Source organism: Microcoleus sp. CAWBG58 (assembly GCF_020883045.1).
Taxonomy (GTDB): domain Bacteria; phylum Cyanobacteriota; class Cyanobacteriia; order Cyanobacteriales; family Microcoleaceae; genus Microcoleus.
This window is the reverse complement of the sequence record NZ_JAHRFA010000070.1, coordinates 13,610-39,686: the sequence shown is the minus strand read 5'-3', so window position 1 is coordinate 39,686 and position 26,077 is coordinate 13,610. Positions and strand designations below refer to the sequence as shown.

Genomic DNA, 26,077 nt, shown 5'->3' with positions numbered 1-26,077 from the left:
CCCTTGGTTTTCGGATCTACTTTACTCCAAGCCTCGATCTTGTATTTCCGCATGACTTTGGCTTTTAATTCGGCGAGTTTTGCGGCTTCCGAGTCCAGATTTTCGGCAATTTCTTCTTCCCAGACTCGATCGAACAAATCGCTAGTAATTCCTTTTTGCAGGCACTTGCGCTTGACGGCCGATTTTCCGTATTTGCCCGCAGCAGAGGCGATCGAGTTTGCCACTAAGCGAGTGTCAGACTGATAGCCTCGGTCTTGAATTTGCGCGATCGCCTCCAATATTTCCTCATTGCCAAAACCTTTCTCTTGCCCCTTTTTGCGAAGTTCAGAGGCACTGTAGTCTTTGCGGGACAAGAGAAAATAGAAATAGTCAAGACAGCTCATCAGTTAAATCGAAGGTTGGCGCGCAAATACTCGTGTAGCGAATATCAAATCCAGCCGCCTTGCTATCGGCAGACTGCATCGATATATCCTCTATTCTTCTGTATCCTCCTCTTCTTCCACTTCCACATCCGCTCTGTCCACATCGATCTGAATCAAGCGAATGTGCTTGTATCCGAGTTTAATTTCAAACTCGTCACCTGGCTTTAATCCCATTTCTTGGGTATAATTTGCCCCGATCACGATCGAGCCATTCTTGTGAACGCTAGCGCGATAACTCGCTTCTCGTCCGCGTCCGTCTGCTTTCGACTTCTCTAGCTCAATTCCCTTAGCAGCTAACACTGCATCGTAAAACTCAGCCAAGTTAATCCGGGTTTCTCCACTTTTGCTGACGGTGAAGTAGCCGCAAAGCTTTGCAAGTTCTCTGCGCGGCAAATCGCTGCCTTTGATTTTTTGAAGCAGACCTTTTCCTGTTAAGGGTGCTGTAGCTGTTTCTGCCATTGACCGTACCTCGCTTATTGGACTTTACTTATATCAATTACAACACATTAGATTAACTTTGTTTCACTGTCAATACTAAGAATTCGGAATATAAGATTCTGGATAAATTTTTGCGGCCTCAAAACCGGGGGTGCAAGTAAGGATGCTCGAAGGCCGATCTATTTGCTGCTCGGAGGTGATGCTTGCCTAAGCCTCAAGGGCGCGATCGCGGGAGGAATTATTGTCGCAAATTAAATGCTTTACTTTTTTACAGTAAAGTCTGTTCCCAACTTTCACCAATCCCCGATCCAGTCTGCGCTCAAGGTAAAAACCAAAGCACCGATGAATGAAAATACCTAGGGCGCGACACAGGCAAATCTGCCGCCAGCAATTACCGGCGCGGGGTTAAATTTTACCTCAACAAGGCGAGGCAGCACTTGTTCTCGATACCGCTGCCACCTACTTGTAAACCCTGTTTTTCGGGCGGTAAATCCCCTCAAAACCCCAAATACCGAAGAGCAATCTTCTATTAAGGTGTTCGGCATATATAGCGCATCCACCCTGACGGTTAGGACGCTCTTAATGGCCATTTCCCCATGGAGTCGATTGCTTCTGACTTCTGAGTTCAGACTTCTTTTTACCCCAAGAGCGCAGCCTTTATAGCCTTCTTCCTTCTTCCTTCTTCCTTCTTCCTTCTTCCTTCTTCCTTCTTCCTTCTTCCTTCAACATCTGCTATAACTTTCACAGAACGCAGTCCGGGGAAGGTAATCCGGTAAAAAAATCAAGGAAATTTCACCTGTTCGTTGAAAGGGTTTTCGCTAAAACCCGATTTAATGGGCGTGGCGGCAGAAACATCGTGCAGCCACCACCAGAGGAATTAGCTGCTGCACCAAAAACATTAGATCTCTTGCAAAAATACAAAGCACCACACCCCAGCCCTCAGAGCGAGTTCGGGGAGGGGGTAAGATTATTCTTGTTTCCCCCCGAAGTTCGAGGGGACTTGCGGGGGGTAAATTTGACGAGAGCAAGAGTTCTATTGTCTGTGATGTTCGAGGGGGAGAAGCGGATGGGGGACAAGAACAAGGAATAGGGAATTAAAATATACAATTTAAATGCTGTAGAGGGATTTGTTTCATTGCGCGATCGGGCGGCGCCACTCTTCAACCTTCGCTACTTTCTCAGTAGACTCCGAGGGGGCGATCGGGAAAATCGCCCTCAAAGGGCCCCAAGCCAGAGAATTTGACGTTATTTCCACAGGGGAATTGAAAAAGACCGACTTAAATGCAGTACAGCTTAAATATTGGTTTCAACACAAATTAGCACTTACCCTCATCAACCCGGTTGCTACCCAAAATCAGAAGCTGGGAAATTTGCGTATCTAGGAAGAAACCGAGTTTTTCGTCAAGAGAGTAGGCGCCCAACTGTCGATCGAGCATTCGTCCCAGATGCGATCGAGCAGCAGCCGATCGCGAATTGCCAAGGACAACCGCAGTTAATTTCGCTCCCGAGCAAGCTAGCCCAAACTCAGGATCGCGATCGGTTGTTGCTTCTGAGTAAAATTCACTTAAATGAAACGTAAAATACAGCTTGCAATCAAGCTGGCTGTGTTGCTCTTCATCCTTCCTTTTAGACTAAGCGAACTCTTTGATGCCTTCTTCCTTCTTCATTTTGCTTGGTGGCCTTCTTGCAAGTAATTTTGCGACAGAGGAGTCCGTACCGCCGGCAGTAACTCTTCTGGTTTCGTGCCTCGTTGCTGTGAGTGCCGCCACCCAAACAAGCCAGCACTCACAGCAACGGGCAACAAGCAAAGCATCACTACCAGACATTTTTGCAATCCCGATTGTTTTAACGATTTCGGAGTCGGTGTAGTTACCCGAGTTGCTTGGATCGCCGCCGACTCAGAATTAGGAATAGAGTTCGGTGAATTAGCAGCAGAAGATCGATCGCTCTGGTGAACCCAATCCCTGCGCTCTTTTAATTGGTCGGGAAAATATTCCCAGACTTCGCCGTCATCTGTGTCTGACTCCTGCGGTTGATTGGCTGCGGTTGGCGGGTATGGGGCGATCGTCGAGAGTGCAGGTGGCGCCTTCCATTCTGTACCCCCTGCCACCGGCGGCGTCGGGGGTAGGATTAAATTTGGCACCGGAGAACCGGATGGCCCGCTTTGGGCTGGGGCGCCCGTCAGATAGCCGTCAAAGTCCGGGTGCTGGTAGAGAATCGGCAAAGCCCAGTATAACTGGTGAGAACCGTAGGCAGAAATTAGTCCCGCCCTGGCCCGACTCAGGCTGAGATCGACTGGATAGCCTTGATTCAGGTTGCGGTAAAACAGCCGTGTCAGAGTTAGGGCTACATCGTCGGGAATGCTTTCTGCCATTGCTAGCACTGCCGGAATGCCCCGCTTGATTAAGGCTGCGGTTAAATTGCGTTCCGAACTGTCCTCGCCGATGTCTGAGGGGTCGCCGTAGGCCCCGCGGCAGGAATTGAACACGGCCATCTGAATGCCGTTGTTAACCAGCAATCCGGCTAAGTCGTCGCCGCTCAAGGTTTCGGTTAACCCGGTGCGGCTGCTGACTAGGTAGAGTTCGCCACCTCTGGAACCTAAGTTGCTGTGGCCTGCGTAGTGCAAGACTTGGTAGTGTCCTTGTTCTAGGGCTTGAGTAAGCTGTTCTCGATCGGGCTGTTCGAGCACAGTCAGTTGAATTTCCGAGTGTGGGCCGTTTTTGAGGGGATTAGCGCTCCGGTTTTGCAGTTCTTGTTGCAAGTGGAGCACTTCTCGCTTGAGCTGCAAGCTGTCTCGATCGCTCGGAGAAGCGATCGCCACTAAAATTTTTAGCGGGCCGCTGCTGGGTACCATCCGGGTTTGTTTGAACAAACTTGTACCTGGTTGATAGCGGGAAAACACGACATCGGTGCCGGTTGCGATCGGGCGATCGCCCGCGTGCAGAACTTCCCACGGGAGCCGCGGCAAGTGCCTGCCTTTGAGTCCCAGGCGCAGTTGCAGCACTTCTCGGCGGTGCTGGGCGATGCCTTGAGCGCAAGTCCAGCTATCGCGCAAGTTTCCTTGAAACAGTCCGCTGTATAATTGTTGCCCCAGGGCTACTAAATTCGGCGCTGAGTTTTTTGTCGATCGCCCTGTGCGACCGGCAGCACCGGTTCCTTGGAACACGCCCACCATCGGGTCATTCATCAGTTGAGCAGACAGTGCCAGCCATTGGTCGATCGGCCAGCGGACTTGTTGCTCTGCTAAGGGTACACCGGGTGCAACCTTTTCTGTCCGCACTAGATATTCGTCGTCCCCAACTGGGGTGACTGAGAGTTTAAATTCTTGGCTCACCGATTTAGCGCCCCCCCGCCTCTATTCTGAATGTGCCTGCGTTTTTGCAGCTAGCAATCGCGATCGGCAAACTAATTTTTACTCTTTCAATCAAAGTTTTTGATTGCGCTTCCCCCGATCGGGCGATCGCTGGGATCAAATATATTTGTTCAAACACTTTGAAGCTATAAAACTTGTACTTTAATAACAGTTTATTAGTTTTGATTGCCCTATGCCTGGATGAAAGCCCTATTTTCTCCAATCTTGCTATTTTGAACATTTTGCACCTCTACCGCAGACCCCTTTACATTCGTCGGAAACTTGAGTTTGTCATTGCTCAGTAAAGTTAAATAGGAGGCACTTTACCAGGCGGATCTCTAGTTCTTATTAAGATTACTTCAGCTATCGCCCACCTGTTTCAGGGCAATATCGCAGGCAATTTTGAGTAATTTTTTTGCCGTAGCGATCGATCGCTGTGTCCTCAGGCATGAAAATTGGATCTGAAGCCTCCCCCTAAACGGGGGAAATCAAACAAAATGATTCATTGCTTCAACCCTCTTCGATCGACGGAAGAGATAGCTGTCAACTGTCAACTGTCAACTGTCAACTGTCAACTGATGAACGCTTATCCTTTACCATCAACCCCCCATCTCAAATCTTGATTTTGTGTCAATTAATGAATTGGTCAGCCGGCGAGTCCTCATCCGTAAGCCCTGAACCCTCATCCATAAGCCCTGAGCGGCGATCGCTAATCGATAGAGCGACCCTCGAAAATTCCTCATCGATTATTGCTAATTTACCGCTTCTATGTTAATGTTATTTTTTTGTTTAACTGTCTTAATCTAGCTAAAGTGAAGCAGGAAAAATAAAGTCAAGTGTCCGAGAAGTTTTCAGAATACAACTGCTATCCAATATTCCAGCCCTTTCCAGCAACCAGGATTTTTCTCATCTAGAGGACTGAGCCTCATCCAGCCTCTTTTTCGGTGAAATATGGGGGAAAGGCAACCATAAACTTACAAATAAACCGGGTTTATCGTGTCCGCCACGGGTCATTTGCGCTCAAAATGCCGATCGAGCTTGCAATTTTAACCAAAAACAATGCCACTTTTCAGTTGACTGTTGACAGTTGACCGCTTGAGGGCTACCTCTCCATAAAAGGAAGAGGATTTAAACAGTGAATAATTTTGTTTTATTTTCCCCCCTATAACGAGGAGGTTTTAAACCCATTATTCTTGGCAAAAATTAATGCAATTGTAGGCAAGCTTCAAGACAATACAAAATCTGTCATTACTAATCTCAAATTTAAAATATCAAACCTAAAATCGTATAAATTATGTGTTTATTGCTATGTGTTGGAGGATTTTACAAGAAAGAATTGGTCGAAAGCCCGCCCGCCGGAGCGGGAGAAATTAAAATCAGGCTATTCATTACTCGAATACTCGGACTTTTCGGTAGGTGTCGCTCTCAAACTGTCAACTGTCAAGCGGTCAACTGTCAACTGTTGAAAATCAGTCTTGAGAGAGATATTATTGGCAGAGTAGCTAGGATTTTTTCTAAAATACAATATTTTGTCAGTTCGCGAGGCTGGCTCGAATCGAGATAAACTTATACGACAGAAAATTAAAACAAATATTTACCGGGGCGATCCATCTATTTTTTTTATTAATCATCGGGAACCAAAATCAGGAGCGTACAGTCACTAGCAAAAGAGATGCAAATCCTAAGTCAGGGAAGGATTTGTCAGAGCTGGGAGTGTTACAAAAAGTTAAAGCAACCAGGCTCGATCGCAGGAAAAGCAAGGTAAATTTGGGGAATAAAGGTTTTGGGTAGTTATGTGGGAGTTGTGAGTTGCGAGTTTACATTCTGCTAATTCACTGTAGAAATTACGTAGAAAATCTACAATTCGGCGCATTTAGGTGCAGCTTACTGTAGAAATTACGGATAACATCAAAAGCGAGTTGCGCTGCGGCGCAGCACTGGCGGTGTATGCGGCATCTCAATTATTTGGGGCGCGCAATTGCAGAAGATACAACTCGCAACCGATGGAAATAACCCCTTGCAGTTTAAATAGCATCTATAAACAGAAAGGTAGGATATCAGCCGCTCTAGCAGGCGAAAGTATGAATTTGTAAAATTATGCTTCCGCTAGATCCTCCTTGCTGATAAACTGACTCGAAGAAACTCAGCCCTTTTTTGGAAATATCAAAGATGGAAGAAGAAATGTTGTTAGAAAATGTATCGGGAACACTTTTTCCCGATCGAGATGAAACAGAAATTTCTGACCTGAAAAAAACCAGTTTGTTTTCACCGATCGCCCTGGACGAGCAGCAGCCAAAACTCGTGTTTTCCGCCAGCGAACTCGATCGACTCGCCGATTTTCGGGATGCTAGTGCTATCAATTCCGATAGCGGGTTAGGCAAGTTAGTTGACAATGCGATCGCACAAAACAGCGGCATCACTAACGGCAAAGTTCCGAATCCTCCTAAAGACGCATCCCCCAAAGTTGCTGATGATAGCAGCAAAATGGCTGAATTGAGCGGCGTACCCGAAGAAGGTACAGGCAACAAAAATGACAAAAAAGATAACAGCGGCAGCGATCCCCAGACGATCGAAGGTACTGATGGCGATGACATAATTGTTGCCACGGGCGCTAACCAGTCGCTCTACGGCAAAAGAGGCAAAGACAAACTCAAAGGAAAGAGTGGCAAAAATAAACTCTATGGAGGCAAAGACGGCGACGATTGCGAGGGCGGCGATGGCGATGACGAAATAAAAGGCGATCGCGGCGACGACAAGTGCGACGGCGGCGAAGGCAACGATACCGTCTACGGTGGCAAAGACAAGGACACTCTTTCTGGTGGCACCGGCAACGATACCTGCAAAGGCGATGACGGCGATGACTGGGTGCACGGCAACGACGGCAAGGATGACGTTGACGGCGGCAGCGGCAATGATAGCGTGTACGGCGGCAAAGGCGACGACACCTGCAATGGTGGCGAAGGCAACGATACTGTCAGGGGCGATCGGGGTAACGACAACGTTAACGGCGGCGAAGGCAATGACACCGTTAACGGTGGCAAAGATAACGATACCGTCACCGGCGGTGCTGGCAATGACGGTTGCAGCGGCGACGACGGCGACGACACCGTAATGGGCGGCAGCGGCGACGACACCACAACAGGCGGTGTCGGCAACGACAACGTTAGCGGCGACGAAGGCGACGACAGCGTTGTCGGCGGCGACGGCAAAGATACCTTGATCGGTGGCGAAGGCAACGACGCTTGCAGCGGCGACGAAGGCGACGACAGCGTTGTCGGTGGCGCCGGTGACGACAGCGTGATGGGCGGTACTGGCAACGATACCCTCGTTACTGGCGACGGCAATGACATGGCAGACGGCGGCGATGGCGACGACAGCGTTGTCGGCGGCGGATCTGGCAACGATACGCTGATGGGTAATGCTGGCAACGATACGATCGTTGGCGGTACTGGCAACCATACCTGTAGCGGCGGTGCTGGAAATGACGTTTTTGTCATGGATATGGGTAACAATACCACTCCCGGAAGTTCCGTCATCACTGACTACGCAGACGGCTTCGACAAGTTTCTACTGTCTGGCAGCTTGAACTTTAGCAGCTTGTTGTTTGTACAAGTCGGCCTCAATACCGAAATTCGACTCAGCAGCAATCAGTTGGTGCTGGCACTATTGTTGAATGTTAGCGCTACTATTCTCAATGCTGGCGACTTTTTGGGAGTTAATGGTAGCTCTCCAAGCCCAAGCCCAACTCCAACTCCAACTCCAACCCCAAGTCGAATAGTTAGTACCCCTCCGCGATCGCAAGCCAACAAAACACTCACTGTCGGTTCCGACGGCTTGCCACAAACTATTACTGGTGACTTGTTGAAGTTTGTCGATAACGAGCAAAGTGCTAGCGAAACAGTCTTTAAGTTAACGGAGCTCCCTGATGCTAAAACCGGGAAACTATTCTTTAAGGGAGTAGAGGTAACACAAGTCGGTTTGAGCTTCACTCAAGTAGACATTAGCCTCAATTTGTTAACTTTCCAAGCTGTAAAAGGTTTTGTCGGTGCGGCTAGTTTTGGTTTTGAAGTAAGCGACGGCAGAAATATTGTCACCAGCCAACGTTTTAGCTTCAATGTCGAGCAAAATATCTTTAATTTTGCTGGCAATACCAATCCTCAAGTGATTGTCGGTTCGCTCACGCTAGATAATGACATCGAAGGTGGCGAGGGCGACGATGACATTAAAGGCGGTAACAAGACTAACAAAATTAAAGGCAACAAAGGCAAGGACAAAATTAAAGGTGGCGATGGCGGCGATAACGATATCGACGGCGGCGATGGCGATGACGAGATCGAAGGTGGTAAAGGCAAAAACAAAATTAAAGGAGGTAAAGGCAAAAACAAAATTAAAGGCGGTGATGGCGATAACGATATCGAAGGCGGCGATGACGATGACGATATCATCGGTGGTAAAGGCAAAAACAAAATCAAAGGAGGTAAAGGCAAAAACAAAATCAAAGGCGGTGATGGTGAGAATGATATCGAAGGTGGCGATGACGATGACGAGATCGAAGGTGGTAAAGGCAAAAACAAAATCAAAGGAGGTAAAGGCAAAAACAAAATTAAAGGCGGTGATGGCGATAATGATATCGAAGGCGGCGATGACGATGACGATATCATCGGTGGTAAAGGCAAAAACAAAATCAAAGGAGGTAAAGGCAATGACAAAATTAAAGGCGGCGATGGCGAGAATGAGATCGACGGTGGCGAAGGAACCAATACTCTAATTGGAGGCGCTGGTAAGAATCGCTTTATTTACAAAGTTTCTCGCGAAAAGATTAAAACAGTTCTAGATGCTGACTTAATTACTGACTTTAAGGCTGATGAAGATCTCTTAGAGTTGTCTGCCGCAGCTTTTGGCAATCTCAGCGTTACCAGCTTGACTCGACTGGGGATTACGGCTACTTCTGCTGTTGGATCGATCGGCAGTTCTAACTTACTCGACTTCAGCGCCGATATCAGCGTTACCAGCATCGCCACTTTGCAAGCGCGGTTTGCAGCTTTGGGAGGCAACAGTGACGCACCTACTTTCTGTCAGTTTACAGATGCCGAGACTAACCGTTCCGTGCTGGTATTTGCTGTTGGGGCGCGCTTTGAAATTGTCACCAGTTTCTCGCTGAAATTTAGCCTGCAAATCAGGAACTTTGTCTTCAGCGGCCCGCCACTAAATGTTCCTGTCGGTACTTCCGGCCCTGACAATTTAAACTTCGGCACTAATCCGGCCGCAGTTAATTTCAAGGCTTTGGCTGGCGATGACAACATTGTCGGCAGCAACTTTAACGATACCATCGACGGCGGTGACGGCAACGATACCATCACCGGCGGCCTCGGTGCCGATGTCCTCAGCGGTGGCAGCGGTGCAGATCTCTTTGTTTACAGGACAACTAAAGAAGGTGGCGATCGAATTTCTGACTTCAAATCTGGAACAGATAAATTCCAGTTTGTATCGAGCGAATTCGGCAATGTGACTACTACTAACTTTGACGGTGTTAGCGGTTCAACTCCTGACATTACCGGCAAAGAGTTAGTCATTTTCACTGGCGGAACCTATGCCAGTCTCGAAGCGGCTCAAGCTAAGGCTTTGGGCAGTTCAACAACTCCTGGTTTCTTCGCATATAACAATGCTGCGAACGAAACGGTGTTGGTGTTTGACTCTAACGGTACAGCACCAGGCGGTTCGACAATTGTTGCGAATCTGGGTACTGCGGCGGGAACTTTGGGCACAGCAGACTTTGTGTTTACTGGTGCAAGTGCAACTTCTCCGACTGGTACTTCTACAAATTCCGGCAGCATTGTTGATTTAAATGCTGCTGGGAATACCTATCCGAGTGCGAGCAATAATTTCGGTTCAGGTGCTGGCGGTTACAACTTCAGCACTCCCGTCTTATTTACCGGAGATGCGAAGGCTAACAATGTCACTGGTACTCAATTTGCTGACATCTTCAGCGGTGGTTCTGGTGCAGATATTCTGACTGGTGGCAGTGGTGCAGATATCTTTGTTTACAATTCTCCCGGTGAAGGCGGTGATACGATTACTGACTTTGCCTTTGGGGTTGACAAATTCAAGTTTGTCAGTGGTGCTTTCGGGAATTTGACTACTACTAACTTTGACGGTGTGACGGGTTCAACTCCTGACATTACTGGCAAAGAGTTAGTGATTTTTACCGGCGGGAATTATTCGACTGTGGAAGCGGCGCAAGCTAAGGCTTTGGGCAGTTCTACAACTCCTGGTTTCTTCGTATATACGAATACGAATAGCGAGACGGTGTTGGTGTTTGACTCGAACGGTACAGCGGCAGGCGGTTTCACAACTGTTGCTAATTTGGGTACGGCTGCGGGCACTTTGGGCACAGCAGACTTCTTGTTTACTGGTGCGACTGGTTCTGCTCCGACTGGTACTTCTACAAATTCCAGCAGCATTGTTGATTTAGTTGCTAATCCGGGTACTTTCCCGACAACTGGAGTTTACAATTTCGGTTCTGGTGCGGGCGGTTACAACTTTACCACTCCTGTCTTGTTTACCGGCAATTCAACTGTGGCGAATAACGTCACTGGTACTGAGTTTGCTGACATCTTCAACGGTGGTGCGGGTGCAGATACTATTACTGGTGGCGGCGGTGCAGATACTATCACCGGTGGTGCCGGTGTAGATATTCTGACTGGCGGTTCTGGTGCAGATATCTTTGCTTACAAGGCTCCTGGCGACGGCCCGGATACGATTACTGACTTTACTTTCGGAACTGACAAATTGCAGTTTGTTGCGAACGCTTTCGGCAATTTGACTTCTACGAATTTTGTCAGTGTGAGCGGTTCAAATCCTGACATTACTGGCAAACAATTGGTGATTTTCACCGGTGCCAATTATTCGACTGTGGAGGCGGCTCAAGCTAAGGCTGTGGGTGGTTCTACAACTCCTGGTTTCTTCGTATATAAGAATACGAACAGCGAGACGGTGTTGGTGTTTGACTCGAATGGTACAGCGGCAGGTGGTTTCACAACTGTTGCTAATTTGGGTACGGCTGCGGGGACTTTGGGCACAGCAGACTTCTTGTTTACAGGGACAATCGTTGCTTCTCCAACTACCCCTGCTCCGACTTCTGGTAGCATTGTCAATTTAGTGACTAATCCGGGTACTTTCCCGACAACTGGAGTTTACAACTTTGGTTCTGGTGCGGGCGGTTACAACTTTACCACTCCTGTCTTGTTTACTGGCAATTCAACTGTGGCGAATAATGTCACTGGTACTGAGTTCTCCGATATTTTGAACGGCGGTTCCGGTGCTGATATTTTCAACGGTGGGGCTGGTAATGACAGCATCTCCGGTGGCGCTGGCAATGACAGCATCTCCGGTGGTGCTGGTAATGACACTTTAATCGGCGGTTTGGGAACAAATGTTCTCAGCGGTGGATTGGGTTCTGATGTGTTTGTGTTCACCGGAACTACTGCTGGTGGCGGAGATATCATTACGGATTACAGCATTGTTGATGATGTAATTAACATTGACAAGATTGCTTTTGCTGGGTTGGGATCGGGGCCTTTGGGTTCGAGTTTCTACCGGTACAGCAGCACTGTTGCTACTGTAAGCGCGATCGAGTCATCGTTGACTTCGCCGTCGATTATTGCTCTCTTCGATGGTGCAGCTACTAAGTTGTATTACGATAGCAACGGTTCGACGGTTGGTGGCAACAGTTTGTTTGCTACTGTCAATGTCAATTTGGGAGTTTCGGGTAATTCTGAATTGTTCTTGTTCTAAACGGCAAGAATTCTAATCTGAATATCAAGGGTATGCACGGGGATACAGCATTGCTGTATCCCAACAAGATAAGGACACGGCAATGCTGTGTCTTTATTTTGTTGTTGATTTTCAAACAATTTAGTGGCTTTGTTTTGGGCGGGGAAACGGCACTACCCCGTCTTTTTTTTGCGGTGTTGTTGATGGTGGATACGATCGCGGGATCGTCTTTTTGGGGATTTGTGCGATGGCTTACGCCCCGCTACGCTACGCCTGGATACCGATAAATTGGTAGGGGTGAAGCATTCGGGCGACAATAGTTGATTCCCAACCAGCGATCTAATTCCCGAATGCTTCACCCAGGCCCCATGTGTAAGTCATAATTACCAAATATTGGTCAACCCTTGATGCGCGAGAGTCAATGAATATTTCGCTTTTGGACAGAAAATCTTTGGTTTTTTGTTAAGGTTTGTCGCCCAAATGCGAGAGCCCCTACGAGTAATTCGATCGACTTTTTGGAAATGTGCGATCGACTATTAGAAAATTAACTCTTCAACCCACGGAGGTGGGTTTCGTCTGTGTAGACGCGGTTTCAACCGCCGTCTCTATTACTGTTGAATGATTTTGAATAATTGGTATTACCTCGTTTCCAACCGCTGCCGCCATTTGCTGCTAATTACATCGATCGCAGTCACGACAACTAACAGCACTAACATCATGGTAGTGGCTTTGTTGTATTCAAAAGCTCGAATATAATTGACTAATTCAAAACCAATTCCGCCGGCGCCCACAACACCCAACACCGAAGCCGCCCGGATGTTGTATTCAAACATCCACAGCGTGTAGCCCAGGGCTAGCGGCAACACTTGCGGGAAAATGCCGTATTGGGCAACTTGCAGCCAAGATGCGCCTCCTACTTGCAACGATTCGATCGATCGCGCTTCCACAGACTCGATCGCCTCCTGATAAAATTTAGCAAGATAACCTATTGTATAAATTCCCAAAGCCAAAGTACCAGCCGGCGCGCCCAAACCAGTCGCCGCCACAAACAGCAACCCCAGTACAATTGAAGGAACAGAGCGCACCGCATTTTGAATGAAATTAGCCAGCCACTGCAACCACTTTGGTGCTATATTGTGGGCGCTGCAAATAGCAATTGGCACAGAAACAATTGCCCCGATTGTCGTTCCCCAAAGCGACATTTGAACTGTTTCGATTAAAGCTTTAATTGCTACGTCGATAATTTCGAGATTCGGAGGCCACAAGCGCGAGATAAAATCGGTCATGTAGGGCCAACTGCTGGCTAAGGTTGCTGCATCAATTTCCAGTCCTCGCAGCGCCCAACCGTAAGTTACAATTAAGCCTGCTGCAATACCAATATTTTTAATCCAGCCGTATTTTTTTGAGTAATTAGTTGATTTGTTTTCGGTCATTTGCATTTATTTCTATTTTTATTTACGGCGATTTGTTTGTTTGCTGAAAGGGCTTTTTTTTGTTAACCGCAGAGGGCGCAGAGGGCACGGAGAAAGAGTGGAGAGGATATGAGTTTAGGCTGCTATTTGGGGATTGGTTAATTTGCTGAATTTGTCGGAGAGGTTGTGGCATTTGCCATCATAGACTATTTGACCGGCATCGAGGACGATCGCTCTTTCTGGATATCTGCTTGCCATTCCTAAGTCGTGCAATACTACAACTACTGTCATTCCTTGTTCGCGGTGCAGTTTAGCGAGGATTTCCATTACTTGTTGGGTGGCGATTACGTCTAATCCGGTGGTGGGCTCGTCTGCGAGTAAAATCTGCGGTGATTGGATTAGGGCGCGCGCAATGGCGACTTTTTGCTGTTGTCCGCCGCTTAGCAGTCCGGTTTTTTGGTATGCTAGGTCTTTGAGTCCGAAGTCTGCGAGTAGGTCAAAAGCTCGATCGTGCTGTTTTTTGGGAAAACCCCACAGCGTTTGCCAAGTATTTAAACCTCCCAAACAACCGCACAACACATTCTCGATCGCTAGGGACTGCTTTACCAAACCGCCTCCTTGAAAAATCAAGCCGATCTCCCGGCGAATTCGGGAGATCGTGCGCGCGTTCATGACAATATCGTTAATCCGAATCTCTCCACTTTTGACGGGGACTAAACCGACAAAGGAGCGCAATAGTGTGGATTTTCCGGCACCGTTCAAACCCAGCAGCGCTACAAATTCGCCTTGTTTGATTTTGCAATCAATTCCGTTGAGAATCGGCCGATTTAGCGATCGGGAATAAGTGGTTTCTAAATTACAACATTCGATAGTCATGGGAAATCTTTATTAACAAATTTTGCTCAAACACTGTCTAGGTTAGTAGTCAGGACTTTAGTCCTTCTTTTCTGCACGCTAACTTCATTACTGCCAACAATAAAATAGGTTCGCAGTCAGGACTTTAGTCCTTCTTTTCTGCACGCTAACTTCATTACTACTAAGAATAAAATAGGTTTGTATTGAGGATTTTTGTCTTTCTTTTTGCGGCAGACTCAAGTCCTTGCTGCGAACCTTTGTTTTACCGTGTGAAGATTTTTGTTCGGCTTTTCTGCGGACTAAAGTCCTCACTACGAACCTTGATTTTACGTTATAAATTCAGTTGTCTAATATTTATCCGAACTGAATTTATAACTGCGAACCTTGATTTTACGGTTCTAATTTAGCGCGCACCAAGGCTTGGCGCAAGGTTGCTAAATGGCGGGTATGATCGACTTTGACCAACTTTTGGGAATTGTACAAACTGCGAAATAATTGATTGTTTGCAGGTTCATTCATTTTCATGAAGGCATTAATCACTTTTTCCCGCATCGGTGCAGGAACGCGATCGTCAATCACAATTCCGTGGGCTGGAACTCCCGGAATCTGCTGCAAAACTCGCAAATTCTTGCCTTCTTCTGCTGTAATCCAAGGCGGTAGCAAAGCGTATTCGGATACGGCTGCAACTTCGGCTTGACCTTTTAAAACTGCTTGCAAAGCGCTGCTGTAACCGTCGCCGTAGGTGACATTTCCGAAGAAACTTTCCAGTCTATCCGGGCCGGAAACCAATCCTTGGCCTACTAATTCTGAGACTGGGAAAATAAATCCCGAACCTGAAGTTCGAGATGTGAAAGCCATTTTTTTGCCTTTCAATTGTTCGAGGGTTTGCTTTGCTGAACCTTTCGGGCGCAGCGGACTATCTTGCCGCACTACAAACACAGAATCGTAGGTATTTCCGCCGGAATAATCGCTCCGAACTTCTGCTAAATACATCCGCGCTTTGGCTAATTGTTCTGCTTTTAAAGCGGCGCGCCCTGCTACAAATGCCACATCTGCTCTGTCTGCTCTCAATGCTTCTACGGCTGCGGTTTCGTCGCCGATGACTGCTTCCACGGGCATTCCCATTTCTTTTGAGAGTATTGCAGCTACTTGATTGGCTTTGTTTTGCAAATCTGTAGCATCTCTGCGGTTGGCAAAGACGATCCTAATGCGATTTATGGGAGCTTGTGCTGTTAAATCTCGTTCGCGAAGCCCTCGAAGAGGATCGCCCTTTGGTGCTGTTTGCGCGATCGCCTTCTGCCCGACTCCGACTGCATTAGCCGCCAAACCCCCTAGCATCAACAATCCGGCGCTAGCAGCCGCCAGCACTTTTAACTTTCTATTCATTAATTTCTCTCCTATGTGACCGCAAGCGCAACTTTACTTTTTGATAACAACTTGCAATAAGTAGATATTAGTTTAAACCTTTTTTAACAATCGATCGCAACTGCTAATGATAAGTATTTGCAATAACTAAGATAATAAAAACTTATCAAGTTAGGAGCCTGCTAAGCTGGTAATCTCAAATCTCAAATCTCAAATCCCTTGAGTATGAATATTTCTGCCCAAAATTCCTTGTCTGTCTGTTACGCCGATGTTGAGTCTGCGGCAAAACGCTTGCAGGGAAAGGTTTTCAAGACTCCGGTACTGACTTCGGCAACTTTCAACAAACAAACCCATTCTCAAGTATTTTTCAAATGCGAGAATTTTCAGCGGACGGGTTCGTTTAAATTTCGAGGTGCTTGCAATGCTTTAATGCAGCTATCGCCAGCGGAAAAACACAACGGAGTAGTGACTTTTTCTTCGGGAAATCACGCGCAGGCGATCGCCCTTGCCGCCCAGTTGCTACAAATTCGCGCTACTGTGGTAATGCCGGCAGATGCGCCGAAAGTCAAGCAGGAAGCGACTCGCGGCTATGGTGCCGAAATTGTTTTGTACGATCGCACTCAAGGAACCCGCGAAGATCTCACCGCCCAAATTGCCAGAGAACAACACTTGACAATCATTCCTCCTTATGACGACGCGCGAACGATCGCGGGACAAGGTACGGCGGCGCTGGAATTGATCGCAGAAGTTGGGGAGTTGGATTTGCTGCTGGTTTGTTGCGGCGGTGGAGGTTTATTGTCGGGATGCGCGATCGCAGCTAAAACTTTGTCTCCCAAGTGTACAGTCATAGGGGTGGAACCCGAGCAAGCAGATGATGCCGCGCGATCGTTCCGCACCAAAACGCTGCAAACTGTTAGCAACCCGGATACTATTGCTGACGGCGCGCGCACGCCTTCTTTGGGGAAATTGACTTTTCCTTTGGTACTGCATTATGTGGACGATATGGCAACAGTTTCGGAAGCGCAAATTCGCAATACAATGTTTTTTATGTGGGAGCGGATGAAGATTGTTGTGGAACCGACGGGAGTGTTAGCTGCGGCGGCTGTGTTGTCAGGAGTTGTGAAAGCAGAAAATAAGAGAGTTGGTGTAATTGTCAGCGGCGGAAATGTGGATATTAGGGAAGTCGATCGCTTTTTTGCTTAGATGGGGATAGTTCTCTGGTAAGATGCTCCCACAACAAACTTTGATATCACAGCACAATGTCTTCAGAAACAAACTCAGCCGCTCAATCTACAACTGGTGCAGATGCGATCGATGTGGCGATCGCCTCAGGAATCGATTTTGACGGGACTGCGATTCCGAAAGCAAAATTAGACCTGTACGAGAAAGTAATGGGATTAGAAGCCGGGAGACAGCGCAGCGGCGTGTCGAACACCATGCGATCGCGCATTGTCCGAATTGGAGTCAAACACTTGTCTCAAGCAGAACTCGATCCAATGTTAATTGCTGCTGACTTCGCACCGCTAAAAGACAAAGAAGTTGCATTTTATTACGGCGGTAAGTAACAATTAGGTAACGCAGAAACGCAAGATATAAGATACCAAAGAAACCGGGTTGTTCCATCATATTGTGTCCGATAGATTAACCGGAATAAGATTAGTTCGTATTAGTTCGTAGTGCGGACTTCAGTCCGCAGCTTTTTGCGGACTGAAGTCCGCACTACAAACCATTTTTGTTATGGCAATCGACCGGATATGATATGATTAAGTGTTTTGATGCAATATTTTTTATCGCAAAAACCCGGTTTCCCCCTCAATGAAAAATTGACAAAGGGGATGTATTTCAACTAAGACGCAAGTATAACTGAAACTATGGCTAGCACAAGAGCAATAATTTGCGGGATTGTAATTGGTTCTTTCAGAAATAAATATGATAGAAATACAGTAATTAGTGGGTAAAGGGATGTAATGCTGATGACGCTGATAACTGGCCCGGTTTCAATGGATCTCAGAAAAATTACAGATGCCACAGTTCCGCAAACACCGATTAATAAAGCAGATAGGATTCCTGCAATATTTCCCTCAAGGCTCAAGTTTTTACTGTTGGCAAGAATGAATACTGTAGTTAAAATAGCGCCGATTGTTTCATAAACAAAAACTGTTTTGTAGTCAATAGATTTAGTCGCTAACTTGCCAAAGAATCCCCAAACACCGTATAATAACGAACAAATGAGTGCATAGATTAACCAATTGGGTATTTTAACCATTGTTTCAAGAAGGCAAGTGCATTATTTGGTGCTAGTTGTACTAGACTCTAGATTGCGATCGCATTTGATAAATTTTCGCTAATCGCCACCTGTACGGTTCTTAAGTCTCCGGTTTCAAAGCACGTTCCATCAGTGATAAAACAGCTTGTTCGGGAGTAATTTCACCATTTAGCAAACGGTAAACTTGACTGGATACAGGGACTTCAATCTCGCGCCTATCCGCCAAATCAATCAATACATTAGTAGTATTAACTCCCTCAGCAGTGCTCTGCAATTCCTGCACAACTTCCTCCAAAGACTTGCCCTTAGCCAATCCAAAACCAACCCGATAATTGCGCGACAAAGAACTATTGCAAGTAGCGAGTAAATCTCCCAAACCAGACAAACCGTAAAAAGTTTCGGCGCGAGCTCCCAACCGAACTCCGACTCGAATCATTTCCGGTAAAGCGCGAGTTAACAAAGCCGATTTAGCATTAGTTCCTAATTGTAAACCATCGCAAACACCAGCGGCGATCGCAAAAACATTCTTCAAAGTGCCGCCCAACTCAGTCCCCAGGGGATCTTGATTGACATAAACCCGAAAAATATCCGAACTATAAATAGTTTGGACTTGTTTGGCCGCCGCTAAATCCAAACTCGCTGCTACCGTTGCAGCGGGTAATCCTTGCTGAATTTCTTCGGAAAGATTGGGGCCCGAAAGTACGACAATTGGATTGTCAGGAAAGGCATTTTGCCAAATTTGAGACGGAGTGCGCGTCGTGGCGGGGTCTAAACCTTTGGTGACAGTAACTATAATTGTACTGGGATTTGGATTTAGGGCAAGCAGGCGATCGACTGTTTCGCCAACTCCTTTCATCGAAACCGCCGAAACCACAACATCCGCGCCAGTTATAACTGATTCTAGACTAAAGGAACTGCGGCGCGACCACAAATTTACCCGATCGCCCTTTTTACCTCCCAGATTTGCCAGGGCACAGCCCCATGCACCTCCGCCTAATATTGTCAAGATTTTCATAGGGTTTGTAGTAAGGACTTTAGTCCTTATTAATGGCCTATTGGCCTATTATTTAATTCTGAGGACTGAAGTCCTCACTACGAACATAGCAATTCATCTGCGTTAATCCGCGTGCATCTGCGGTTAAAAAATCCCCATCCTACAAACGCGGCCGCAATCCGTAATGACGGTAACGCCAATAATCGCGTAAAATGCGATCGTGATCGAAACACAACTCACTAGGAATCTGCCAAGATTCAAAAACTTGTAAATTTTTAGCATCATCCGCCGCTTTAGGTTCGCCCGTTGCAGCAGCCAAGAATACAATACTGATTGTATGTTGCCGCGCGTCGCGATTTGGGTCGGAATAAACGTAAAATTGCTCAATTAATTCTACATTCAAACTTGTTTCTTCTAAAGCTTCGCGCTTTGCCGCCGTTTCTACCGATTCCCCATAATCGACAAAGCCCCCAGGAATCGCCCACCCGTAGGGGATGTGCAGGCGTTCTATAAGTACGATCGGTCGGTGCGGGCGATCGACCAATTCAATGATAATATCAACTGTAGGAGCAGGATTTTTGTAAGTCATTCTTTGGGGAATTGGGAATTGGGCATTGGGAATTGGGCATTGGGAATTGGGCATTGGGCATTAATGCTATTATCTGCAACAAATAACAAAGTAAGTTGGCGTAAATATTTATCGTTGGGATCGCAGAGGAGACAGGAGTCAGGAGTCAGAAGGGAAGAGGGTTTGAGTGCAATCTATATTTGGTTGCACAGTGCTGTTTATTTGCGCCTTTCTACTAAATAAAAAATAACAAATAACAAATAACAAATAACAAGTAACCAAAAACCGATCGCAGTCAACCCATATCCCCGACTTTTTTAAGAAGTCGGGGATATAAAATAAGAGCGTTGTAAGTTTGTTTCATTGTGAATCAAACAATTTATGCCAAGCCCCGCAGCGGCACCCGCTGCTTCTGCAAAACCTCTGCATACAGCTTTTCCAACTCAGTAATATTCTGACTGAGAGTGTAACGCTCGATCGCCCGTTGGCGTGCTTTTTGACCCAGCAGCATTCCGAACTCAGGATGATCGCAAAACAGCGGCAGCAAAGTTAGTAACTGACTCCGCACCCGCTGAGTGTTCAAAACTATCCCCGCGCCTTCCTCCAACGCCTCGCCGTCAGCACCGGCATCCGTTGCCAAACAAGCTAAACCGCAGGCCATCGCTTCCAGCAGCGACAGCGACAGTCCCTCCACCAAAGAAGGCAAAATAAATACATCTGCACCGCGCAGAATTTCGATCCGGCGTTCCTCCTCGGCCACAAATCCGAGCCACACAATGCCGTCCTCTTCGCCGTAGGACAGTTGCAGGGAGGCGGCGAGGGGCCCGTCGCCTACGATCGCCAATACGTTACCAGGCCCAAAATTACATTGTTTCCAGGCCTTCAGCAAAGCCTCAACATTTTTCTCTGGGGCAATGCGGCCTTGATATACAAAAAGTCGATCGGCTTTTAATTCCGACTTCAAGTTTGAAGGCCCGGGCGAATACTTCGCCGCGTCTACGCCGTTGGGAATCACAGCTACCCGTTCTTCCGGCACTCCCAACTTCACCAAAATATCCCGCTGAATGTAAGAAAAGACGATCGTCGAGTCGTAGTTAGCCAAAAACGGAGCGTACAGTTGATACATCAGGTGTTGGGTTCCCGATGTCAAATTCCGCAATTTGCGATCGAACGGCGGGTGAAAAGTCGCCACCAAAGGCAAATTCAATTCTTGACAAATTTCCGGCAGCAAAAAGTCTAGGGGCGAAAGCGTCAGGGAAGCGTGAACAACATCCGGTTTCAGCCGCCGCAAAGACTTCATCAACACTGTGCGGGATTTGAGAGTTGGAATCGTATAAATTTGCGATTTGTAGTGACAGGGTAAAGAAACTTCGTTGCAACTCGCGGGCGAAAGCGAATTGGTATAGGAAGTTGGAGTAATTCCACTTCCCCATTTTCCATTTGCTACGCTCCACGCGGCATTATTCCTGTCAATTTGGCCCGCTTCTTGGGCAAAGTGCAGGAAACTGACCTGGTATTCCCGGTCTAATAAGGCGTTAGTGACTTCCCTGGAGTAAGTTACATTACCGCAAAAAGGTGATTTTTTTCCTAGCCAAGCGATGTGCATTCGAGTAAATCAGAGTTTGTTATGTTTTAAATTCGATCGACTTTGCTATTAGTGCTACGGGAAATATACCAGGTTAAGACACCACCTGCGATCGCCAATCCTGCTAAAGCCAAAAATACCGTCGGCAAACCCAGAAATGTTTCGGCTACTCCCGCCAAAGCTAATGGTAAACTCAAAGCGATATTAGTCGCATTGTTTTGCAGCCCAAAGACTTTTCCCCGCATTTCTTCTGGGGTTTCTGCTTGAATTGTCGTCTGCATCGGCACTCCTACCAACGAGGCAAACAAACCCAACAGGGTAATGAACAGCACCGAGATCCACAAATGGTGCGTAAATGCAGAAATACCGATCAGAGCAACTGCCATACCCACAGATCCGATTAAACTCAGTTGGGAATGAGAAAATTTGTGGCCGAGATAGCCGACTGTCGTCGCCCCAGCAGCCATCCCGACGCCCACCGCAGCCAGCAAAAAGCCAAATTGCGACGCTTTCATACCGGGCAGGATTTCTGCCAGCCGCACCGCTAGAACTGCTAAGGCTGCAAAAATGGAAAATAGAATAATTAGTTGAATTAAAGCATTGCGGACTTTCGGTTGATCGTTGATGTAACGCAGCCCGTCTTTTAAATCTGCTAGGGGATGCGGCGGTTCGTGTTCTACTTCGTTTTTTTCGCCTGTTTTCATCGACAGCAACAGCACTCCGGCGAAGGCGTAACTTCCCCCGACTACTAATTCTTTGCCGATGCCGAGTCCGCCACCGAGATTGGTAAATAGGGTGTCGGCTAAGGCTAGTAAGGGTTCTCCGACTGCAAAGCCGATAATCACCGAACCCATCATGGTTGTGGTGTAGAGCGAGTTTGCCGATAGCAGGTGGCGGCGTTCCACAATTAAGGGAATTACTGACTGTTCTGCTGGGGCGAAAAATTGAGTTAGGGTCGAAACTAGGAATGTTACTAGCAGCAGCAGGCAGAATCCGAGCGGTAGTTGACCGAGTTCCCACCCGTCAGACAGCCACAGCAGCAGGGGTAATGTTAAGACGAAGCCTCCCCGCAGCAGGTTGGTGGCTACCAGCACAGCTTTTTTCGACCAACGATCGACATATACCCCCGCAGCAGCCCCAAATAATACCGCAGGTATGGTAAAGGCGATCATGATTGCCGATACCCACCTGCTGATGGTTTGATCTGGCGCTTGAAATCTACTCGCTACCAGGGCGATCGTCAGTACGAGATAAACTTTATCTGCTAGTTGCGAGAAAACTTGACCGCTCCACAAGGCTAGAAAATTTCGGTTTTTCAACACCGGCAGAAATCCGGTTTGTTGCTCGGGAGTTTCGGCAACTGCTTCTGCGAGCTCTGCTGCGGTTGCTGCGGTTGACAGCGGGGGGATGGCTTCTGGTTCCTGGCTGTTGTTCCAGTCTGTTTCTGGATTTGTGGGATATTTGTCCATTTCTGGGTCTTGGGCGTTACTCCATTGTCGATCGGCAAAGACGGGCGATGAGTCAAAATCTGGAAAATTTTCTCGTTCTTCCATCTTGTGGTGGGTCACAGCTAAAATAGATCTTCTCAAATCAGTATCGGACAGTCGCATCATAGGATTTGGGGTGGATCGCCTGGGATGGTTGAGCTTGGGGGGATGGGAATTCAAATTGAGGCGTTAACCTCTAAATTTAATAACTCGTAACTTTTCTTATTATCTAGTTTTGCAAGAATTTTGAGCATTTACCTGAAATTGCTTACAGGTTCGGATATCTCGCAAGCTGAGTTAAAGAGTTGACAGTTGACAGTTGACAGTTGACAGCGAAGTGATGAGAATGGAGATTTAAACTTCGTTCTTATCACAATCTGCCGACCTGAGTAAGGGCTTCAAACCCCTGCTATTCCGTGAGATTTTTACTCCACGAGATTCAAAATTTAAAACTCAAAACTCTCCAAGTAGGTGTCGATCGAGCTTCCCGATCGAATCGTGCAACCTAAATGATACTGGGCATATTGCCGCAAAATATTTTCTACTGATACCCAAGTCGCGCGATCGGCAATCCCCTCTTCTAGTTCTGCACTACCCAACTGTTGCAGCGCAGCTAATTCCTTAGCATTAATATGGAAGTTTGTCAAGTGTTTGCTGTCGCTCGTTTGCCGGGAACGGGAGCTGGATCTGTACAGGCTGCCGGTTTGTGAGGAAAGTTCTGCCTCTAGGTTAGCTAGCTCCAACAAGCTGAAAGTTCCCCCAGAGGGTATACTAAACCCGGTTTGCCAGTTCGGATCTCTGAAATTTGGGATCAGCGGCTCCCTGGTGGCACAGCAGACTTGGACTTGGGGCGCGAGGCCTGCAAGGGCTAGCAAGTGAAAAATACCCTGGGCTAGATGGGCGACTAGCAGGGCGGCGGATTCGATTTCTGTGCGATCGGACAAACGCTCCAAACGGCTCAAGTGTTCCCCCAGCAAAAAGAACAGTGGTTCTTGTGGCTCGTCGGATAGGGCGCTGGCGATCGCCAATTCGGCCAGATATTGCGCGGCGGAGAGTTTTCCGAGATTGCGGCTCAAACCAGGATAGGATTCGACGGTGGAGGCTTGGGTAATCTTGTCGAGCGATCGACCTTTGGCAATCAGCAATTCGTTGACAACAAATAACTCGCTTCTGCCGCCAATGCTCGATCGCTGTTTGCGAACACCGGGCGCTACAGCTTTAATTAAGCCGAATTCCCGTGTCAAAACTGTCAGCAGGCGATCGGATTCGCCGATCGGCGCACTCTTAAGATTGATTCCAATTGCTTTGTAAGTTCGAGTCACTAGATTTTAGATTTTAGATTTACAACGGCATTCTTATACAAATTAATTTTGAGGTAGGTTGTTGCGATGAAAGCGCTCTTTCATAATATAAGGAATGAGAATTAAATAATTTACAATTTCATGCTTCTTGTGGGATGGGCGTCCCGCCCGTCTTTTCTGGACGGGCGGGACGCCCATCCCAGAAAATAGTTAATCCGTAGGGTGCGTCGCTACGAGATCTTGGATATAACTTGCAGATTATAAATGGCGACGCACCCTACTTGCTATTACCAATGACCAATGACTAATGCTGTTCGCTCGGAGGGGACAGCACTAATGACTAATGACTAATGACTAATGACTAATGACTAATGACTAATGACCAATGACCAATGACCAATGACCAATGACCAATGACTAATGACTCTGCTTTAAATTATCTCGCTGGCGGATTAATTCCGGGCCGCGAGAAGTCCCCAAACGAGTTGCACCAGCCACGATCAAATCTATAGCTTGTTCGTGAGTGCGAATTCCTCCGGCCGCTTTAATACCAACCCTTCCCTTAGTAAATTCCTTAAGCAACTTCACATCTTCAACTGTCGCCCCACCAAAAAAGCCCGTGTTAGTTTTGATATAAACAGCGCCCGCCTCCATGCAAAGCTCAGCCGCTAATTGTTTTTCCTCATCAGAAAGCATCGAGCATTCGATAATCGCCTTGATAGTTAGTCCGGTTTCTTCGCAAATTTCGGCTAATTCCCGGTGAAATTCGTCGCTTTTTCCAGCTTTCAACAATCCTAAATTGACCGAGACATCTAACTCAACGGCTCCGCTGTCTGCCGCTTCTAGAGCTTCGTAGAGTTTGACTGCTGGTGTGGTTGCTCCCGTGGGAAAACCTATGACTGTCGAAACTTTTGGCTTTCTGCCGTGCAGGAGACTTACCGCTTGTCGCACGTAGGCTGGATACACGCAAACTGTCGCAAACCCAAATCTATCGGCTTGTTGGCAGCAGTATTCTATTTCATCTGGCGTGGCACTTGGGTCGATCGAGGCGTGGTCGATATAGGGGGCAATATCGATATCTGGCCCTGTTGCAGCCATTGCTATTTTTTCTCCGAAGTAACTACTTCCCTATTATGTAGCGAATTTACCAATTTTTGAATTGGCTGCTGACCAGAGCCAGCACAAATGCTCAATTTGCTGCTAGTAAAAACTCTTGCAGGAATTTATTCTTTTATTCATACCAAAAAATAAATTTTAGTAGCGAATTTACCAATTCTTAACTTGCCTCAGGCTCTGAGCGAGCACAAATACTCAACTTGCAGTTCAGACAAACTGTTGTGGGAATTTGTTCATCCATTTATGACAAAATAAATAATTTTAGTATCTGCCTTTAGATACATTTTTAATCTTTCTTTAGGTATACTTTGTTAAAAGGAGTTGCGGTAGAGCCTGCGTCAGCTAGCCTAGAGTAGAGCCTGGTAGCAGTCACTGTTTTTACTCCGATTAGTGCTTTAAAAACATAACAGCCCGTGCCAAGCATGAATCATTTAGAACTCGAACAAGAAATTGGAAAGATGGCTAGAGCGATGATGACTCGCAACAGCTTAATTGGTAAAGATTTGATTGCAGATCTCAGAGGGCGGCTGTCAACAGACAGCGTAGCTGCTTTGATGATTGTCAGTATTGAGCGCTTAATTTGGTCTGACTGTGAGTCGGCGATCTGGAGTTTGAGTTATTTGATTCCTGCTGACGTGATGGAAGAAATTCGTCGCATTACGGCGCTGGTTGTTTGCAAGCGCTTGATGGGTAAGGGTTTTGTGCTGGGGAAGGATTTTAGTATTGATGCTTCAGGCAGGTTGTTGTTGAGCGAGACTGCTCAAACAGCGGTTGTGGTTGCTTGAATTTGCTAAGCAGAAGTTGAAGCTATTGGCACTACGAGATTTGAGCTTTTAGTGTAATTGCAAACCTAATTTTGGATGCGTTCAACAGTTGACAGTTGACCGCTTGAGGGTTGACAGTTTGATAGCGAACTCTACCCTTAAGTCCGAGGATTGGAGTAATGAATAGTCCGATCGTAATTTCTCCCTCAAAGGGTTACGACTTTCAACCAATTCTTTCTGGTAATAGTTGCGTGACTCGCGCCAGCCTGAGATTTGCAGCAGCTTCAACCAGCGATGAGTATGGTTAGCTGAAAGAGCATTTGATGAGAGGAAAATACTCTGTTTCAACCGCCAATTGTTGAGGTTGTCGCTAGCAGTT

The 26,077-nt window shown here is 47.0% G+C and carries 24 protein-coding genes; 8 read left to right on the top strand and 16 right to left on the bottom strand.

Features of this window, described 5'->3' with window-relative positions; translation table 11 throughout:
* The 4 genes from QZ918_RS25185 to QZ918_RS25170 all read right to left on the bottom strand — a co-directional run.
* Positions 1–383 (bottom strand): regulatory protein RecX (locus QZ918_RS25185; protein WP_293339737.1); only part of this gene is annotated, 383 nt, incomplete at its 3' end.
* Between the two features lie 90 nt (positions 384–473).
* Positions 474–881: an AbrB/MazE/SpoVT family DNA-binding domain-containing protein gene (locus tag QZ918_RS25180; protein WP_293143695.1), complete on the bottom strand. Its 408-nt coding sequence runs from the start codon at positions 879–881 to the stop codon at positions 474–476.
* 335 nt (positions 882–1,216) lie between these two features.
* A complete protein-coding gene (locus QZ918_RS25175; RefSeq protein WP_293339734.1) occupies positions 1,217–1,405 on the bottom strand; it encodes a hypothetical protein in 189 nt (62 codons plus the stop codon).
* A gap of 587 nt (positions 1,406–1,992) precedes the next feature.
* Positions 1,993–2,115: a hypothetical protein gene (locus QZ918_RS25170; protein WP_293339731.1), complete on the bottom strand. Its 123-nt coding sequence runs from the start codon at positions 2,113–2,115 to the stop codon at positions 1,993–1,995.
* Between the two features lie 45 nt (positions 2,116–2,160).
* Here QZ918_RS25170 and QZ918_RS25165 point away from each other — a divergent pair, with 45 nt between their 5' ends.
* Entirely contained in the window at positions 2,161–2,439 is a 279-nt protein-coding gene (locus QZ918_RS25165; RefSeq protein ID WP_293339728.1) for a hypothetical protein, read from the top strand.
* A gap of 84 nt (positions 2,440–2,523) precedes the next feature.
* Here the strand turns inward: QZ918_RS25165 and QZ918_RS25160 are convergent, their stop codons facing one another.
* Positions 2,524–4,194, bottom strand: coding sequence for a CHAT domain-containing protein (locus QZ918_RS25160; protein WP_293339725.1), 1,671 nt, complete (start codon positions 4,192–4,194; stop codon positions 2,524–2,526).
* Between the two features lie 4 nt (positions 4,195–4,198).
* Positions 4,199–4,453: a hypothetical protein gene (locus tag QZ918_RS25155; RefSeq protein WP_293339722.1), complete on the bottom strand. Its 255-nt coding sequence runs from the start codon at positions 4,451–4,453 to the stop codon at positions 4,199–4,201.
* A 256-nt stretch (positions 4,454–4,709) separates the two neighbouring features.
* Between QZ918_RS25155 and QZ918_RS25150 the strand changes: the two genes are divergently transcribed.
* The 3 genes from QZ918_RS25150 to QZ918_RS25140 all read left to right on the top strand — a co-directional run bounded on the left by QZ918_RS25150 (position 4,710) and on the right by QZ918_RS25140 (position 12,006).
* Positions 4,710–4,835, top strand: a complete 126-nt coding sequence (locus tag QZ918_RS25150) for a hypothetical protein (protein WP_293339719.1) — start codon at positions 4,710–4,712, stop codon at positions 4,833–4,835.
* Positions 4,836–5,506: 671 nt separating this feature from the next.
* Complete coding sequence (locus QZ918_RS25145; protein ID WP_293339717.1) at positions 5,507–5,776, top strand: hypothetical protein; 270 nt, start codon at positions 5,507–5,509, stop codon at positions 5,774–5,776.
* A 605-nt stretch (positions 5,777–6,381) separates the two neighbouring features.
* Complete coding sequence (locus tag QZ918_RS25140; protein WP_293339714.1) at positions 6,382–12,006, top strand: cadherin-like domain-containing protein; 5,625 nt, start codon at positions 6,382–6,384, stop codon at positions 12,004–12,006.
* 617 nt (positions 12,007–12,623) lie between these two features.
* On the opposite strand, the gene phnE is transcribed toward QZ918_RS25140, so the two are convergent.
* The 3 genes from phnE to QZ918_RS25125 all read right to left on the bottom strand — a co-directional run bounded on the left by phnE (position 12,624) and on the right by QZ918_RS25125 (position 15,638).
* Complete coding sequence (phnE, locus tag QZ918_RS25135; protein ID WP_293339712.1) at positions 12,624–13,418, bottom strand: phosphonate ABC transporter, permease protein PhnE; 795 nt, start codon at positions 13,416–13,418, stop codon at positions 12,624–12,626.
* Positions 13,419–13,532: 114 nt separating this feature from the next.
* Positions 13,533–14,273, bottom strand: a complete 741-nt coding sequence (locus QZ918_RS25130) for a phosphonate ABC transporter ATP-binding protein (RefSeq protein ID WP_293339709.1) — start codon at positions 14,271–14,273, stop codon at positions 13,533–13,535.
* Between the two features lie 369 nt (positions 14,274–14,642).
* Positions 14,643–15,638, bottom strand: coding sequence for a phosphate/phosphite/phosphonate ABC transporter substrate-binding protein (locus QZ918_RS25125; RefSeq protein WP_293339706.1), 996 nt, complete (start codon positions 15,636–15,638; stop codon positions 14,643–14,645).
* A gap of 204 nt (positions 15,639–15,842) precedes the next feature.
* Between QZ918_RS25125 and QZ918_RS25120 the strand changes: the two genes are divergently transcribed.
* Positions 15,843–16,820: a threo-3-hydroxy-L-aspartate ammonia-lyase gene (locus QZ918_RS25120; protein WP_293339703.1), complete on the top strand. Its 978-nt coding sequence runs from the start codon at positions 15,843–15,845 to the stop codon at positions 16,818–16,820.
* 56 nt (positions 16,821–16,876) lie between these two features.
* Positions 16,877–17,182 carry a small RNA NsiR4-regulated ssr1528 family protein gene (locus QZ918_RS25115; RefSeq protein ID WP_293143660.1) on the top strand — a complete coding sequence of 102 codons (306 nt, stop codon included), beginning with the start codon at positions 16,877–16,879 and terminating at the stop codon, positions 17,180–17,182.
* Positions 17,183–17,463: 281 nt separating this feature from the next.
* Here the strand turns inward: QZ918_RS25115 and QZ918_RS25110 are convergent, their stop codons facing one another.
* The 7 genes from QZ918_RS25110 to deoC all read right to left on the bottom strand — a co-directional run bounded on the left by QZ918_RS25110 (position 17,464) and on the right by deoC (position 24,916).
* Positions 17,464–17,883, bottom strand: a complete 420-nt coding sequence (locus tag QZ918_RS25110) for an EamA family transporter (protein ID WP_293339701.1) — start codon at positions 17,881–17,883, stop codon at positions 17,464–17,466.
* A 100-nt stretch (positions 17,884–17,983) separates the two neighbouring features.
* Positions 17,984–18,898, bottom strand: a complete 915-nt coding sequence (locus QZ918_RS25105; protein ID WP_293339698.1) for an NAD(P)H-dependent glycerol-3-phosphate dehydrogenase — start codon at positions 18,896–18,898, stop codon at positions 17,984–17,986.
* Between the two features lie 139 nt (positions 18,899–19,037).
* Positions 19,038–19,466, bottom strand: coding sequence for an NUDIX domain-containing protein (locus tag QZ918_RS25100; RefSeq protein ID WP_293339740.1), 429 nt, complete (start codon positions 19,464–19,466; stop codon positions 19,038–19,040).
* A 358-nt stretch (positions 19,467–19,824) separates the two neighbouring features.
* Positions 19,825–21,051 carry a glycosyltransferase family 4 protein gene (locus QZ918_RS25095; RefSeq protein ID WP_293339696.1) on the bottom strand — a complete coding sequence of 409 codons (1,227 nt, stop codon included), beginning with the start codon at positions 21,049–21,051 and terminating at the stop codon, positions 19,825–19,827.
* 26 nt (positions 21,052–21,077) lie between these two features.
* A complete protein-coding gene (locus QZ918_RS25090) occupies positions 21,078–22,643 on the bottom strand; it encodes an MFS transporter (protein WP_293339693.1) in 1,566 nt (521 codons plus the stop codon).
* Between the two features lie 320 nt (positions 22,644–22,963).
* Positions 22,964–23,839 (bottom strand): DNA repair protein RecO, encoded by an 876-nt coding sequence (recO, locus tag QZ918_RS25085; RefSeq protein ID WP_293339690.1) that lies wholly within the window; start codon positions 23,837–23,839, stop codon positions 22,964–22,966.
* 396 nt (positions 23,840–24,235) lie between these two features.
* Positions 24,236–24,916, bottom strand: coding sequence for a deoxyribose-phosphate aldolase (gene deoC / locus QZ918_RS25080; RefSeq protein WP_293339686.1), 681 nt, complete (start codon positions 24,914–24,916; stop codon positions 24,236–24,238).
* Between the two features lie 440 nt (positions 24,917–25,356).
* On the opposite strand from deoC, the gene QZ918_RS25075 reads away from it, so the two are divergent.
* Together QZ918_RS25075 and QZ918_RS25070 are read left to right on the top strand one after the other, a co-directional pair.
* Entirely contained in the window at positions 25,357–25,719 is a 363-nt protein-coding gene (locus tag QZ918_RS25075; RefSeq protein ID WP_293339683.1) for a hypothetical protein, read from the top strand.
* Between the two features lie 158 nt (positions 25,720–25,877).
* Entirely contained in the window at positions 25,878–26,006 is a 129-nt protein-coding gene (locus QZ918_RS25070) for a hypothetical protein (RefSeq protein WP_293339680.1), read from the top strand.
* Positions 26,007–26,077: the final 71 nt, after the last annotated feature.

Excerpts from the sequence above, each read along its gene's own strand:
- QZ918_RS25125 (WP_293339706.1), bottom strand. The coding sequence starts at position 15,638 with ATGAATAGAAAGTTAAAAGTGCTGGCGGCTGCTAGCGCCGGATTGTTG.
- QZ918_RS25100 (WP_293339740.1), bottom strand. The coding sequence starts at position 19,466 with ATGACTTACAAAAATCCTGCTCCTACAGTTGATATTATCATTGAATTG.
- QZ918_RS25070 (WP_293339680.1), top strand. The coding sequence starts at position 25,878 with ATGAATAGTCCGATCGTAATTTCTCCCTCAAAGGGTTACGACTTTCAA.
- QZ918_RS25130 (WP_293339709.1), bottom strand. The coding sequence starts at position 14,273 with ATGACTATCGAATGTTGTAATTTAGAAACCACTTATTCCCGATCGCTA.
- QZ918_RS25115 (WP_293143660.1), top strand. The coding sequence starts at position 16,877 with ATGTCTTCAGAAACAAACTCAGCCGCTCAATCTACAACTGGTGCAGAT.
- QZ918_RS25090 (WP_293339693.1), bottom strand. The coding sequence starts at position 22,643 with ATGATGCGACTGTCCGATACTGATTTGAGAAGATCTATTTTAGCTGTG.
- phnE (WP_293339712.1), bottom strand. The coding sequence starts at position 13,418 with ATGACCGAAAACAAATCAACTAATTACTCAAAAAAATACGGCTGGATT.
- QZ918_RS25150 (WP_293339719.1), top strand. The coding sequence starts at position 4,710 with ATGATTCATTGCTTCAACCCTCTTCGATCGACGGAAGAGATAGCTGTC.
- QZ918_RS25075 (WP_293339683.1), top strand. The coding sequence starts at position 25,357 with ATGAATCATTTAGAACTCGAACAAGAAATTGGAAAGATGGCTAGAGCG.
- QZ918_RS25110 (WP_293339701.1), bottom strand. The coding sequence starts at position 17,883 with ATGGTTAAAATACCCAATTGGTTAATCTATGCACTCATTTGTTCGTTA.
- deoC (WP_293339686.1), bottom strand. The coding sequence starts at position 24,916 with ATGGCTGCAACAGGGCCAGATATCGATATTGCCCCCTATATCGACCAC.
- QZ918_RS25095 (WP_293339696.1), bottom strand. The coding sequence starts at position 21,051 with ATGCACATCGCTTGGCTAGGAAAAAAATCACCTTTTTGCGGTAATGTA.
- QZ918_RS25145 (WP_293339717.1), top strand. The coding sequence starts at position 5,507 with ATGTGTTTATTGCTATGTGTTGGAGGATTTTACAAGAAAGAATTGGTC.
- QZ918_RS25120 (WP_293339703.1), top strand. The coding sequence starts at position 15,843 with ATGAATATTTCTGCCCAAAATTCCTTGTCTGTCTGTTACGCCGATGTT.
- QZ918_RS25105 (WP_293339698.1), bottom strand. The coding sequence starts at position 18,898 with ATGAAAATCTTGACAATATTAGGCGGAGGTGCATGGGGCTGTGCCCTG.
- QZ918_RS25175 (WP_293339734.1), bottom strand. The coding sequence starts at position 1,405 with ATGCCGAACACCTTAATAGAAGATTGCTCTTCGGTATTTGGGGTTTTG.
- QZ918_RS25155 (WP_293339722.1), bottom strand. The coding sequence starts at position 4,453 with ATGTTCAAAATAGCAAGATTGGAGAAAATAGGGCTTTCATCCAGGCAT.
- QZ918_RS25180 (WP_293143695.1), bottom strand. The coding sequence starts at position 881 with ATGGCAGAAACAGCTACAGCACCCTTAACAGGAAAAGGTCTGCTTCAA.
- QZ918_RS25140 (WP_293339714.1), top strand. The coding sequence starts at position 6,382 with ATGGAAGAAGAAATGTTGTTAGAAAATGTATCGGGAACACTTTTTCCC.